The organism is Xanthomonas sp. A1809 (assembly GCF_017746015.1).
GTDB lineage: Bacteria > Pseudomonadota > Gammaproteobacteria > Xanthomonadales > Xanthomonadaceae > Xanthomonas > Xanthomonas euvesicatoria.
Map to the genome: position 1 here is coordinate 56,993 of NZ_JAGHWZ010000002.1, position 13,648 is coordinate 70,640.

The window sequence follows — 13,648 nt, forward strand, 5'->3', positions numbered from 1 at the left end:
GTGACCAGCGTCTGGTCCCAACTTCGTCCCTGGCCCAGGTGCCCCCAGGTCGCAGCTGCTGCGACACCGACGCGCGACGGTGGCCATCGACGGAACCTGCGTTCGCGCGTGGCAGCCAGGCGCCTGGGGTGTGGCGGGTGTTGCAGCGCGCGCGGCCACGGTTCCACCGCGTTCCGCCGTCGCCGCCCGCTTGCTAAACTATCCCGCTTGTTTGCCGGAAGTCCGTCATGATCGAAACCAATCCGATCCGCCAGCGCATCACCGATCTCAACGATCGCGTGCTCTCGCTCAGGGGGTATCTTTGACTACGACGCCAAGAAAGAGCGTCTAGAGGAAGTCAGCCGGGAGCTCGAAAGCCCGGATGTGTGGAACGACGCCGAACGCGCGCAGGCCCTGGGCCGCGAGCGGTCGATGCTGGAAAAAACCGTGATCGGCATTGCCGATGTGCTGTCGGGCCTGGCCGATGCAGGCGACCTGCTGGAGCTGGCCGAGAGCGAACAGGACGAAGACACTGCGTTGGCGGTGATCGCCGATCTGGACAACTACCAGGCGCATGTCGAAAAGCTGGAATTCCAGCGCATGTTCTCCGGCCAGATGGACAGCGCCAACGCGTTCGTCGACATCCAGGCTGGCGCCGGCGGCACCGAGGCGCAGGACTGGGCCGAAATCCTGCTGCGCATGTATCTGCGCTGGGCCGAATCGCGCGGCTGGAAAACCGAGCTGATGGAAGTCTCCGGTGGCGAAGTGGCGGGCATCAAGTCGGCCACCGTGCGCATCGAGGGCGAATACGCCTACGGCTGGTTGAAGACCGAGATCGGCGTGCATCGGCTGGTGCGCAAATCGCCGTTCGACTCGGACAACCGCCGGCACACCAGCTTCACCTCGGTGTTCGTGTCGCCGGAAGTGGACGACAACATCGAGATCGACATCAACCCGGCCGACCTGCGTACCGACGTGTATCGCTCCTCCGGTGCCGGTGGTCAGCACGTCAACAAGACCGAATCGGCGGTGCGTATCACGCACATCCCGACCAATACCGTGGTCGCTTGCCAGACCGGTCGCAGCCAGCACCAGAATCGCGACAACGCGATGAAGATGCTGGCCGCCAAGTTGTACGAACTGGAAGTGCAGAAGCGCAACGCCGAGAAGGACGCCTTGGAAGCGACCAAGTCCGACATCGGCTGGGGCAGCCAGATCCGCAATTACGTGCTCGACCAGAGCCGCATCAAGGACCTGCGCACCGGCATCGAACGCAGCGATACGCAGAAGGTGCTCGACGGCGACCTGGACGAATTCGTCGAGGCCAGCCTGAAGGCCGGTCTGGCAGCAGGGTCCAAACGCCTGGACGCCTGACCGCCGCGCCAGGTCGCCGTTGCGACGGCATCCTGGCGCATCGCTGCAGTGCCTGTGACGCAGCGTTGCCAATGCGATGCGGCTTTCGGGTAACCCGGTGACCGCGTGCCTTCGTCACGTCATCGTTGTAAATAAGCGTGCCGGCACCGCCGGTTCCTCATTCCCCCGGGCACCCGCCCGACCCAAGCAGACCGATCCCCGCCATGACCGAGCAGACCCCCGCGCCGCAGATCCCCGCCGACGAGAACAGCCTCATCGCCGAGCGTCGCGCGAAACTGGGCGCGTTGCGCGGGCAGGGCATCGCCTACCCGAACGACTTCGTGCGCGAACACTTCGCCGGCGACCTGCAGGCAGAATTCGCCGACGCCGACACCTGGACCCCTGAAGCGCTGGAAGCCAGCGGGCGCACGGTCAGGATGGCTGGCCGCCTGATGGCCAAGCGGGTGATGGGCAAGGCCAGCTTTGCGCAGATCCAGGACGAATCCGGGCGTGTGCAGCTGTTCCTGCAGGGCAATGTGCTCGGCGATGCCTATACCGCGTTCAAGGGCTGGGATGTGGGCGACATCGTGGCGGTGGAGGGTGGGCTCACCCGCACCAAGACCGGCGAACTGTCGGTCAAGGCCGGCGCGCTGCGCCTGCTGACCAAGTCGCTGCGCCCGTTGCCGGACAAGTGGCATGGCCTGTCGGACGTGGAGCAACGTTACCGCCAGCGGTATGTCGACCTGATCGTGACGCCCGAAGCGCGCGAGGTCTTCATCAAGCGCTCCAAGATCATCCGCGCCATGCGCGCCTGGCTGGACGCGCGCCGCTTCCTGGAAGTGGAAACGCCGATGATGCATTACATCCCCGGCGGCGCCACGGCCAAGCCGTTCACCACCCACCACAATGCGCTGGACCTGGATCTGTACCTGCGCGTTGCCCCCGAGCTGTATCTCAAGCGTCTGGTGGTCGGTGGGCTGGAGCGTGTCTACGAGATCAACCGCAACTTCCGCAACGAAGGCGTGTCGACCCGGCACAACCCCGAGTTCACCATGCTCGAGCTCTACGAGGCCTATGCCACGTACCACCAGATCATGGACCTGACCGAGCAGGTGATCCGCGACACCGCACAGACGGTGCTGGGGACCACCCAGGTGAGCTGGGATGGCGCCGATATCGATCTGGCGCCGGCTTTCCGGCGCTGGCGCATGGATGAGGCCGTTCGCCACCACAATCCGGAGATCAGCGCCGCCGACTGCACCGACCGGGAGGCGCTGCTGCGCCATTGCGAGCGGCTGAAGATCCGGGTCAAGCCGTCCTACGGCTGGGGCAAGCTGCTGCTGGAGATCTTCGAAGCCACCGTCGAGCACACCCTGGTGCAGCCGACCTTCATCACCGACCACCCGGTCGAAGTGTCGCCGCTGGCGCGTTCCAGCGACACCGAGCCGGGGTACACCGACCGCTTCGAGCTGTTCATCAACGGCAAGGAGCTGGCTAACGGCTTCTCCGAGCTCAATGACCCCGAAGACCAGGCCGCACGTTTCCAGGCGCAGGTGCAGGCCAAGGACGGTGGCGACGACGAAGCGATGCATTTCGATGCCGATTACATCCGTGCGTTGGAGTACGGCATGGCGCCGACCGGCGGCCTGGGCATCGGGATCGACCGTCTGGTGATGCTGCTGACCGGCAGCACCTCGATCCGCGATGTCCTGCTGTTCCCGTATATGCGTCCGGAAGCCTGATTTTTTTGTGCCGGCGGTGTGCCGACGGCACAGATACTGCATATGCTAGGGCGGAGCCTCGAACAGCGTATCGTTCGGGGGAGTCGGCACAGGGGCCGGCGTCATCGCTTTTCCGTTCTCGAGATAGAGGAGCAACGGCTATGCAGGATGTTTTAGGGGGTCCGGGCGGCGCATTGTCGACGGATACATGGGGAAGCTGGGCGGAAAAGGCGGATCTGGGATTGAACATCGTCATTGTCGATGACCAGATGTCCGCGCGAACGATGCTGCGCCATGTCATCGAGGACATTGCGCCGGAGCTCAAGGTCTACGACTTCGGCGATCCGCTCGACGCCCTGGCCTGGTGCGAAGCCGGGCGCGTGGACCTGTTGCTGCTGGACTACCGCATGCCGGGCATGGACGGTCTGGAATTCGCGCGTCGGCTGCGCCGGCTGCCCAGCCATCGTGATATTCCGATCATCCTGATCACCATCGTGGGCGATGAGCCGATTCGTCAGGCGGCGCTGGAAGCGGGCGTGATCGACTTCCTGGTCAAGCCGATCCGTCCGCGCGAGTTGCGGGCGCGCTGCTCCAACCTGCTGCAGCTGCGCCAGCAGAGCGAAAGCGTCAAGCAACGCGCGTTGTCGCTGGAGCAGCGCCTGCTGGCCAGCATGAACGAGGTCGAAGAGCGCGAGCGCGAAACCCTGTCGCGGCTTGCGCGCGCGATCGAGTATCGCGATTCGGGCACCAGCGCGTTCCTGGAGCGCATGTCGCACGTGGCCGGCCTGATCGCCGAGCAACTGGGGCTGTCGGAAGAGGAGGTGCGCATCATCGAGATGGCCGCACCGCTGCACGACATGGGCAAGATCGCCATTCCCGATTCGGTGCTGCTCAAGCCCGGCAAGCTTACCGATGACGAAATGAGCGTGATGCGGCGCCATCCGCGCATCGGCTACGAGCTGCTCAGCGGCAGCCAGAACCGTTTCATCCAGGTCGGCGCGTTGATTGCGCTGCGTCACCACGAACGTTATGACGGCACCGGTTATCCGGATGGCCTGGTCGGTGAGGCGATTCCGCTGGAAGCGCGCATCGTCGCAGTGGCGGATGTGTTCGACGCCTTGCTGTCGCCGCGCCCGTACAAGGAGGCCTGGACCATGGACGCCGCGCTGGCCTATCTGTATGCCCAACGTGGCCGCCTGTTCGACCCGCGCTGCGTGGATGCCTTGTTGCGCGGCCGCGCGCAGTTGGAGCAGATCTGTGGCGAGTTCTCCACCGCATCGGCGCGACCCGGGGTGTGAGGTGAGGGCGGCGCTTGCCCAGCTGCGTCGGCGACTCGCACGGCGCCCCGACAGCGAGCACGGTCAGGCGGTGGTGCGCATCGTGATGCTCTGGCTGATCCTGGCCTACACGCTGGTCTGCGCCCCGCATTGGCAACTGAGCGATGGCCATCTGCAGCGATTGCTGTGCCTGGTCGCGATCGGGCACGGTGGGGCATTGCTGCTGTTTGCGTGGATCGTTGCGAAGCCGCGGCCCTCGCACCTGCGCCGGACGCTCGGCATGCTGGCGGACTATGGCCTGCTCAGTCTGGCGATGACCTGGTTCGCCGCTCCGATGGCCTGCCTGTACGTGGTGGTGATGTGGGTCACGATCGGCAATGGCTTGCGCTTTGGCAGGCATGCACTGCACACGGCGGTGGCCATGGCCGTGCTCAGTTTTGGCGCGACGCTTGCCAATGGCCCGTATTGGCAACAGCGGATCGAGCTCGGGATCGCCCTGTTGGCGGCGCTGGTGGTCATTCCTCTGTCGTTGTTGCGGCTGATGCAGGACAGTGCCGATGCCGCTGCGCGTATCGCCGCGTATGCCCATGGCGCCGATGCTGCAGGACCGCGCGGCCCACTTTCATCCCCATCGAAGCGACCGCAGGTCTGAGGCGTCTATGAAGTCTCCATTGCCATGGTTGAAGCGGCGTCTTTCGGGGCGGGCGGATTCGGAACACGCGCAGAACCTGATCCGCATCATCATCACCACGCTGTTCATTTCTTACCTGGGGTGGCGCTACCACCACACCCATGGCGATACGCTGATGGCCACCTGGTTGATCCTGGTCGGCGAGCTGGTGGTGTCGCTGGGGCTGATGGTGGCGATCCTGCTGCGGCCGCACGTGTCGCACACGCGTCGCCTGATCGGCATGGTGCTCGACTACACCTGCACCGGCGCAATCATGGCAATCCAGGGCGAACCGGCTTCGCCGCTGTATGCGGTCTGCATGTGGGTGACCATCGGCAATGGCTTGCGCTACGGCAGTCCCTATCTGCGTGCCGCCACGGCGATGGCCAGCCTGAGTTTTCTCAGCGCGATCCTGATTTCGCCTTACTGGAAGGCCAATCCCTATCTGAGCTGGGGGTTGTTGCTGGGCTTGATCGCCGTGCCGCTGTACTTCGACTCGTTGTTGCGTGCGATGACGCGCGCGGTACGCGAGGCGCGGCATGCCAACCAGGCCAAGAGCCGTTTCCTGGCCAATATGAGTCACGAATTCCGCACCCCGTTGAATGGGTTGTCGGGTATGACCGAAGTGCTGGCCACCACGCGTCTGGATGCAGAGCAGAAGGAATGCCTGAATACCATCCAGGCCTCGGCGCGCAGCCTGCTGTCGCTGGTGGAAGAAGTGCTCGATATTTCTGCGATCGAGGCGGGCAAGATCCGCATCGATCGCCGCGATTTCTCGCTGCGCGAGATGATCGGCTCGGTCAACATGATTCTGCAGCCGCAGGCCAAGACACGCGGACTGGATTACGCTACCGAGGTGGCCACTGACGTACCGGACCTGCTCAAGGGCGACACCGGCCATCTGCGCCAGGTGTTGCTCAACCTGTTGGGTAATGCGGTCAAGTTCACCGAGCACGGGCATGTGCTGCTGCGGGTCGCGCGGGTTTCCGGCAATGGTGCCGACACGATGCGGCTGCGTTTCGATGTCGAAGACAGCGGCATCGGCGTGCCGATGGACATGCGTCCGCGCCTGTTCGAGGCGTTCGAGCAGGCGGACGTGGGTTTGTCGCGCCGCTATGAAGGTACCGGCCTGGGGACCACGATCGCCAAGGGCCTGGTTGAGGCCATGGGCGGCGCGATTGGCTTTGCGCCCAATCCATCCGGCGGCAGCGTGTTCTGGTTCGAGCTACCGCTGGAGATCGGCGTATTGGAGACGGCGGCGCCGGCTCGCTCGCCGGTCGGGGCGTTGCTGGAGACTCCCGACGAGCTGGAAGCCTCCAACGTCATCGCCTTTTCCAACCCGTTCCTGCGTCACCGCGCGCGCGTGCGCAGCATGCGCATGCTGGTGGCCGACGACCATGAAGCCAATCGCATGGTGTTGCAGCGATTGCTGGAGAAGGCAGGGCATAAGGTGGCGTGCGTCAACGGCGCCGAGCAGGTGCTGGACGCGATGGCCGAGGAGGATTTCGATGCGGTGATCGTGGATCTGCATATGCCGGGCATGAGCGGCCTGGACATGCTCAAGCAGTTGCGCGTGATGCAGGCCAGCGGCATGCGCTACACCCCGGTGGTGGTGCTCAGTGCCGACGTCACGCCAGAAGCGATCCGCGCCTGCGAACAAGCTGGCGCACGCGCGTTCCTGGCCAAGCCCGTGGTGGCTGCCAAGCTGCTCGATACGCTGGCCGAACTCGCCGTCAGCACCCGTGCGCTGGCGACGCCGGCGACGGTGGTGCAGGCATCGACCAGTTTCGAAGGCGTGCTCGATGCCAGCGTGCTGGACGAACTGGCGGCGTTGGGCATGGGCGAAGAATTCGAACGTCAGTTCGTCCGGCAGTGTCTGGATGATGCGCACAACTGCGTGGGCGCGATCGAGCGCGATGGCACGCGCTCGGATTGGGAGCAATTGCGCGAAAGCGCCCACGCATTGCGCGGCGTTGCCAGCAATCTGGGGCTGGCCCAATTGGCCGGCAGTGGCGGTGAGCTGATGCGCATGGCCGATTGGCAGCTGCAGGCCGAATGGCGACAGCGGCTGTCGGCGTTGCGCGACCAATTGCAGACCGGAAAGGATGCACTCGCCGCGCGCGTACAAAGCGCCAACGACGACGAGCGCTCCCCCCGGAGTAGTGAATAGCCCGCCGACGCATCAGCCGGCGTCAAGCCCTGAGCGGCGCGATTGCGCGCGAACCAGACGGTCCATGGTGCGCAATGACTTTTCGCCCAACTGCATCGCCGTATCGACCCAGATTTCGGTGATGCGCATCATTTCCTGCAGCGGCACCGCCGTGGTCATTTCGCGCACTTGCTGCATTGCCGCCCAGGCATGCGGCGTGCGCTTGCTTTCGCGGATCACTTGTTCGACCGCCGCCACGCCCTGACCGCGCGGCACGACGCGATCGACCAGGCCCATGCCGAGCAACTCCTCGGCAGAATACAGATTGCCTTCGAGCATGATTTTTTGCGCCAGTTGCGCACTGACACGCTGGCACATGAAAGAGTAGGCGCCCATCCCCGGGAACAGGTCGAACAGCACTTCGGGCAATCCCATCATCACCCCTTCCTCGGCGACGATGGTGTGGCAGCTCAACGCCGCTTCGAATCCGCCGCCCAGGGCATTGCCCTGCACCAGGGCGATGCTGTGCGCGCGTGCGCCCAGGCCGACATGGAACGCGTGCACACCGCGTACACAGCGTTGGGCGTAATTAAGCAGTCGAGCACGGTCGCCTTCGCGAATGAGTTGACAGAACAGCGCCAGATCGCCGCCCAGGTTGAACACATCGCTGTCCGATGCCAGCACCACGTGCGGAGCCAGCACGCCGGCGTTGTTCAGGCGTTGACCAAGGTTGGTCTGATAGCCGGTAATGTCGTCGACCAGGCGCGTCGAAAAGCAGGCACGCCCCGGGTTTGTGGCCAGGTCGGCATGCATATGGATCCAGTACACGTCACGCTGCGGTTCTTCGATGATGCGTAGGGTCGAGCCGATGTTGGTGCGAATGAAGGGTTGAACTGCAGACATGGTGGTTCTCCGTGATGACCGTCCGGCCGGCCGCCTTTCGGACGGAGATGAGGTTGAACGCGTGAGCGTGCGCCGACATCGGATTCTATGCGTGCAAAAGCGAACGCCCGCAAGGCCTTGCGGCAATGCGGGCGTCAAAGAAGGCTGAACGCCTTCGGGCTGCGGTATAAGCGGTATTACGTCTTCGGCGCGTCCCGTAATTCGCGGCGCAGGATCTTGCCGACGTTGGTCTTGGGCAACTCCTTGCGGAATTCGATCACCCGCGGCTGCTTGTAGCCGGTGAGGTTAGCGCGGCAATGCGCCTTCACATCATCGGCCGTCAGGGCCGGGTCCTTCTTCACGATGACCGCCTTGACGATCTCGCCGGACTTGTCATCCGGCACGCCCACGGCGGCCACTTCCAGCACGCCGGGCATTTCGGCGATCACGTCCTCGATCTCGTTGGGGTACACGTTGAAGCCGGACACCAGGATCATGTCCTTCTTGCGATCGACGATGTAGACGAAGCCCTGTGCGTCCATGCGCGCGATGTCGCCGGTATGCAGCCAGCCTTGGGCATCCATGACCTTGGCGGTTTCATCGGGTTTCTTCCAGTAGCCCTTCATGACCTGCGGGCCCCTGATGCACAGCTCGCCGATCTCGCCCACGGGCAGTTCCGCGCCGGCGTCGTCCTTGATGCAGGCATCGGTGGACGGAATCGGCAGGCCGATCGAACCGTTGTAGTCCTTCAGGTCCATCGGGTTGATGCACGCGGCCGGCGAGGTTTCAGTCAGGCCGTAGGCTTCGACCAGGGTCAGGCCGGTGACTTTCTTCCAACGCTCGGCGACCGAACGCTGGACGGCCATGCCGCCGCCAAGGGTCATCTTGAGCGAGGAGAAATCCACCTGATCGAATCCGGGCGTATTGAGCAGCCCGTTGAACAGCGTGTTGACGCCGGTGAACGCGGTGAAGCGGGTCTTTTTCAGCTCCTTGACGAAGCCTGGCATGTCGCGCGGGTTGCTGATCAGGTGGTTGCAGCCGCCGATCTTCATGAAGACCAGGCCGTTCGCGGTCAATGCGAAGATGTGGTACAGCGGCAGCGCGGTGATCACCACTTCGTGGCCTTCTTCCAGCTTGCCGGTACCCGCCAGCCACTGGTGCGCCTGCTGCATGTTGGCGACCAGATTGCGGTGGGTCAGCATTGCGCCCTTGGCCACGCCGGTGGTGCCGCCGGTGTACTGCAGGAAAGCGATGTCGTCGGGTTCGATCTGCAGCGTCGGCACGCGGTGCTTGCGGCCCAGCGCCAGCGCCTCGCGGAAGCGAATCGCGCCATTGATGCGGTAATCGGGCACCAGCTTCTTGACGTACTTGACCACGAAGTTGAGCAGTGCCGCCTTCGGGAAGCCCAGCATGTCGCCCAGGCCGGTGGTGATGACTTGCCTGACCGGCGTGTCGGCGATGACCTGCTGCACGGTGGTGCCGAAGTTGTCGATGACCACCAGCACGGTGGCGCCGGAGTCGATCAACTGATGCTTGAGTTCGCGCGGGGTGTACAGCGGATTGACGTTGACCACGGTCAGGCCGGCACGCAGCACGCCGAAGGTCGCGATGGGGTATTGCAGGCAGTTGGGCATCATCAAGGCGACGCGGTCGCCTTTCTTCAACTGCAGCTCGCCAAGCAGGTAGGCGGCGAATTGCTCGACCAGCTGGTCCGCCTCGCGGTAGGTGATGGTCTTGCCGAAGCTATGGTACGCAGGCCGGTCGGCGAAGCGTTTCACGGAGGTGGCAAACACCTCGGCCACCGTGCGGAACTGCTCAAGATCGATTTCGGCGGCAACGCCGGCCGGATAACTTTGCAACCAAGGACGTGCCTGATTCATCTGCCCCCCTCCAGGGTGTTCTCGACGCGCCGCAGTGTGTTCCACGGCGTTACAACAGCTGGCAGCATACCGTCATGGATGGAAAAGGCGAAGCGTGATGCAGAGCAGCATTCAAGTGTCGTGGCGCCTGGCGTGGATGGGGTTTTGCATGCTGGTCTTGCTCGGGTGCACGCGTGCTGCGCCGGAACAACGTCTGCGCGCCACGCTGGAGCAGATGCATCAGGCGATCGAGGCGCGCGAGATCGGCGATGCGATGGCGCCGGTGGCCGAGGATTTTGTTGGCGAACATGGGCTGGACGCCGCCGGGTTACGGCGCTTGATGCAAGTGCAGATGCTGGGCAATCAACAGCTCGGCGTGACCATGGGGCCGGTCGATGTGGCACTGCGCGGTGATACCGCCACGGTGCGCTTCACCGCGCTGTTGACCGGCGGCAACGGGCGCTGGGTGCCCGATCAGGCGCAGACCTATCAGGTCACCACCGGCTGGCGATTGCAGGGCAGCGACTGGCAGCTGTACCACGCGCAATGGGTGCCGGCGGCGCGTTGACCGCGCAGATGCAGTGGAGCGCGGCTGCCGCTTGGTGCGGCCGGACGCATGGCGCCAGGGCATGGATGGGGGGCGTGAGGCATCTGGCCGAAGCGCGCATCGCCCGGTGACGCCGTTGCGTTGCGACAAGGTGGAAGGTGGCCCTCCGGCTGGCTGCCGTTGGCTGGGCAATGCAGCCTGTTGCCGCCTTCTTCTGCGCCAAATATCTCGGTGGTGAGATCGATGTCCGTGTGCCGGCGATGGTATCGGTCACCACCAACGGCGGGGGAGGGAATTCAGTTCGACGTCGGGATGCACGCGTCCTTTGCTCACCACCGCGTGATCGCCGTTTTTTTTGAGAGGCCGGAAACGCCACTCCCGCCGAGCGGCGGGAGTGCGTTGCATCGTTGCAGCGCAATGCGCGCTGTGGTCAGGCTGCCTTGCGTGCCGCCAGCTGCCTCAGCACATACTGCAGCAAGCCGCCGTGCTTGAAGTACTCCACTTCCTTGGGTGTCAGCAGCAGCACCTTGACCTGGAACTGCTTGACGCTGCCGTCGGACTTTTTCGCATTGACGGTGGCACGACGGCTGGCGCCATCCTGCAAGCCGGTGATGTCCAGCACTTCCGAGCCATCCAGGCCGAGCGTCTGTGCATTTTCGTTTTCCAGGAACTGCAAGGGCAGCACGCCCATGCCCACCAGATTGGAGCGGTGGATACGCTCGAAGCTTTCGGCGATCACGGCCTTGACTCCGAGCAGGTTGGTGCCCTTGGCGGCCCAGTCGCGCGAGGAGCCGGTGCCGTATTCCTTGCCGGCCAGCACCACCAGCGGCACGCCGTCGGCCTTGTACTTCATTGCGGCATCGTAGATGGCCAGCTTTTCCGGCTGGCCGCCACCGGCTGGGTAATACAGCGTGTTGCCGCCTTCTTCGCCGCCGAACATCAGGTTCTTGATGCGGATGTTGGCGAAGGTGCCGCGTACCATCACATCGTCGTTGCCGCGGCGGCTGCCGTAGCTGTTGAAGTCGGCCGGCTGCACGCCGCGTTCCTGCAGGAAGCGGCCCGCCGGCGAATCCTTCTTGATGTTGCCGGCCGGCGAAATGTGGTCGGTGGTGATCGAGTCCCCGAACAGGCCCATGATGCGTGCGCCGTGCACGTCGTCTACGTTGCCCACCTGCATGGTCATGCCGTCGAAGTAGGGCGGGTTCTTGATGTAGGTCGAGGCTTCGTCCCACGCGTAGAGCGCGCCATCGGGCGAGGCGATGGTGTTCCAGCGCGTGTCGCCCTTGAACACGTCGGCATAGTTCTGCTTGAACATCTCCGGGCCGACGGTGGCGGCGATGGTGTCGCCGATTTCCTTGTTGCTCGGCCAGATGTCGCGCAGATACACCGGCTGCCCATCGCTGCCGGTGCCCAGCGGCTCGGTGGTGAGGTCGATGTCGGTGGTGCCGGCGATGGCATAGGCCACCACCAGCGGCGGCGAGGCCAGATAATTCATCTTGACCTCGGGGTGTACGCGGCCTTCGAAGTTGCGGTTGCCCGACAGCACCGAGGTCACCACCAGCTCGTCCTTGGCAATGGCCGCAGACACGTCTTCCGGCAGCGGGCCGGAGTTGCCGATGCAGGTGGTGCAGCCGTAGCCCACCACGTAGAAGCCAAGCTTTTCCAGGTCGGTGAGCACGCCGGCCTTTTCAAGATAGTCAGTGACCACGCGCGAACCCGGCCCGAGCGAGGTCTTGACCCACGGCTGCGCCTTCAGGCCCTTGGCCGCCGCGTTACGCGCGAGCAGGCCGGCGCCCAGCATCACCGCCGGGTTGGAGGTGTTGGTGCAGGAGGTGATCGCGGCGATGACCACCGAGCCATCGCGCAGCTGCCAACCCGCACCGCTGGCGCCGGCGCTTTCTGCCTGCGACGCCTTCGCACCGACGGCGGTGCCGCCGCCACCTTCGTTCTTGAGGCGGTCTTCCTGCTTGAGATCGGCCAGCTTCTTGCTGCGCGCATCGGCGAACGGCTTGAGGCTTTCGCGGTAGTTGGACTGCATGTCTTCCAGCAGCACGCGGTCCTGCGGGCGCTTGGGGCCGGCCAGCGACGGCTTGACCTGGCCCATGTCCAGTTCCAGCGTGGCGCTGTACCGGGCGGGCGGGGTAGTGGCGTCGTGCCACAGGCCCTGCGCCTTGGCATAGGCCTCGACCAATGCAATCTGCTCCTCGCTACGGCCGGACAGGCGCAGGTAGGTCAGCGACTCCTCATCGACCGGGAAGATGCCGCAGGTGGCGCCGTATTCGGGCGCCATGTTGCCGATGGTGGCGCGGTCGGCCAGCGGCAGGTGCTGCAGGCCGTCACCATAGAACTCGACGAACTTGCCCACCACCCCGAGCTTGCGCAGCATCTGGGTGACCGTCAGCACCAGGTCGGTGGCAGTGGCGCCCTCGGGCAACTTGCCGGTGAGCTTGAAGCCCACGACCTGCGGGATCAGCATCGACGACGGCTGCCCCAGCATGGCCGCTTCCGCCTCGATGCCGCCCACGCCCCAGCCCAGCACGCCGATGCCGTTGATCATGGTGGTGTGGCTGTCGGTACCGAACACGGTGTCGGGGTAGGCGACCAGCGTGCCGTCCTTCTCGGCGCTCATCACCACGCGCGCCAGGTTTTCCAGGTTCACCTGGTGCACGATGCCGGTGTTGGGCGGCACCACCTTGAAGTTCTCGAACGCCTTCTGGCCCCAGCGCAGGAAGCCGTAGCGTTCCTGGTTGCGCTGGAATTCGATCTTGCCGTTGAGGTCGAGCGCGTCCGGCTTGCCGAATACATCGACCTGCACGGAGTGGTCGATGACCAGTTCGGAGGGAATCTGCGGGTTGATCTGGTCGGCATTGCCGCCGAGCTTGACCACCGCATCGCGCATGGCGGCCAGGTCCACCACGCAGGGCACGCCGGTGAAGTCCTGCAGTACCACGCGCGCCGGCATGAAGGCGATTTCGATATCGGGCTCGGCGGCGGGGTCCCACTTGGCAACCGCTTCGATGTGGTCCTTGCCGACGGTCACGCCGCCGTCTTCATGGCGTAGCAGGTTCTCCAGCAGGATCTTCATCGAATAGGGCAGGTGGCCGATATCGAAGCGTTCGCCCAGCTTCGGCAGGCTGTAGTACGCGTAGCGCTTGCCGTGGACCTCAAGTGAGGTGCGAGTGGAAAAGGAATCGCTCATGCATCACTCCTA

9 protein-coding genes and 1 pseudogene are annotated in these 13,648 nt (G+C 64.4%); 6 read left to right on the forward strand and 4 right to left on the reverse strand.

The genetic code is table 11. The features are described 5' to 3' along the window. Positions 1 to 227 precede the first annotated feature (227 nt). From prfB to J7396_RS00820, 5 genes are all read left to right on the forward strand, one after another. Positions 228 to 1,353, forward strand: a protein-coding gene (gene prfB / locus J7396_RS00800) for a peptide chain release factor 2 (RefSeq protein ID WP_104613799.1) whose coding sequence is annotated in 2 segments (ribosomal slippage) — positions 228 to 302 and positions 304 to 1,353 — 1,125 coding nt in all. Because the reading frame shifts where the segments join, the coding sequence is not laid out codon by codon here. Positions 1,354 to 1,556: 203 nt separating this feature from the next. Continuing rightward, the gene (lysS, locus tag J7396_RS00805) at positions 1,557 to 3,074 is read left to right on the forward strand and encodes a lysine--tRNA ligase (protein WP_008571485.1); all 1,518 of its coding nucleotides are present in this window, start codon (positions 1,557 to 1,559) and stop codon (positions 3,072 to 3,074) included. Positions 3,075 to 3,214: 140 nt separating this feature from the next. Continuing rightward, positions 3,215 to 4,351: a two-component system response regulator gene (locus J7396_RS00810; RefSeq protein WP_007963604.1), complete on the forward strand. Its 1,137-nt coding sequence runs from the start codon at positions 3,215 to 3,217 to the stop codon at positions 4,349 to 4,351. Between the two features lies 1 nt (position 4,352). Beyond that, positions 4,353 to 4,982: an RpfH protein gene (locus J7396_RS00815; protein WP_209260814.1), complete on the forward strand. Its 630-nt coding sequence runs from the start codon at positions 4,353 to 4,355 to the stop codon at positions 4,980 to 4,982. A gap of 7 nt (positions 4,983 to 4,989) precedes the next feature. Continuing rightward, positions 4,990 to 7,170, forward strand: a complete 2,181-nt coding sequence (locus J7396_RS00820; protein WP_011347214.1) for an ATP-binding protein — start codon at positions 4,990 to 4,992, stop codon at positions 7,168 to 7,170. 12 nt (positions 7,171 to 7,182) lie between these two features. On the opposite strand, the gene J7396_RS00825 is transcribed toward J7396_RS00820, so the two are convergent. After that, positions 7,183 to 8,052: a crotonase/enoyl-CoA hydratase family protein gene (locus J7396_RS00825; RefSeq protein WP_011347215.1), complete on the reverse strand. Its 870-nt coding sequence runs from the start codon at positions 8,050 to 8,052 to the stop codon at positions 7,183 to 7,185. A gap of 176 nt (positions 8,053 to 8,228) precedes the next feature. Beyond that, positions 8,229 to 9,911: a long-chain fatty acid--CoA ligase gene (locus J7396_RS00830; protein WP_209260815.1), complete on the reverse strand. Its 1,683-nt coding sequence runs from the start codon at positions 9,909 to 9,911 to the stop codon at positions 8,229 to 8,231. A gap of 97 nt (positions 9,912 to 10,008) precedes the next feature. On the opposite strand from J7396_RS00830, the gene J7396_RS00835 reads away from it, so the two are divergent. Then, the gene (locus tag J7396_RS00835; protein WP_031422452.1) at positions 10,009 to 10,458 is read left to right on the forward strand and encodes a hypothetical protein; all 450 of its coding nucleotides are present in this window, start codon (positions 10,009 to 10,011) and stop codon (positions 10,456 to 10,458) included. A gap of 37 nt (positions 10,459 to 10,495) precedes the next feature. Here the strand turns inward: J7396_RS00835 and J7396_RS00840 are convergent. Continuing rightward, positions 10,496 to 10,733: pseudogene (locus tag J7396_RS00840) on the reverse strand (hypothetical protein); the annotation flags it as partial. A gap of 134 nt (positions 10,734 to 10,867) precedes the next feature. Next, positions 10,868 to 13,636 (reverse strand): aconitate hydratase AcnA, encoded by a 2,769-nt coding sequence (acnA, locus tag J7396_RS00845; RefSeq protein WP_209260816.1) that lies wholly within the window; start codon positions 13,634 to 13,636, stop codon positions 10,868 to 10,870. Positions 13,637 to 13,648 lie beyond the last annotated feature (12 nt).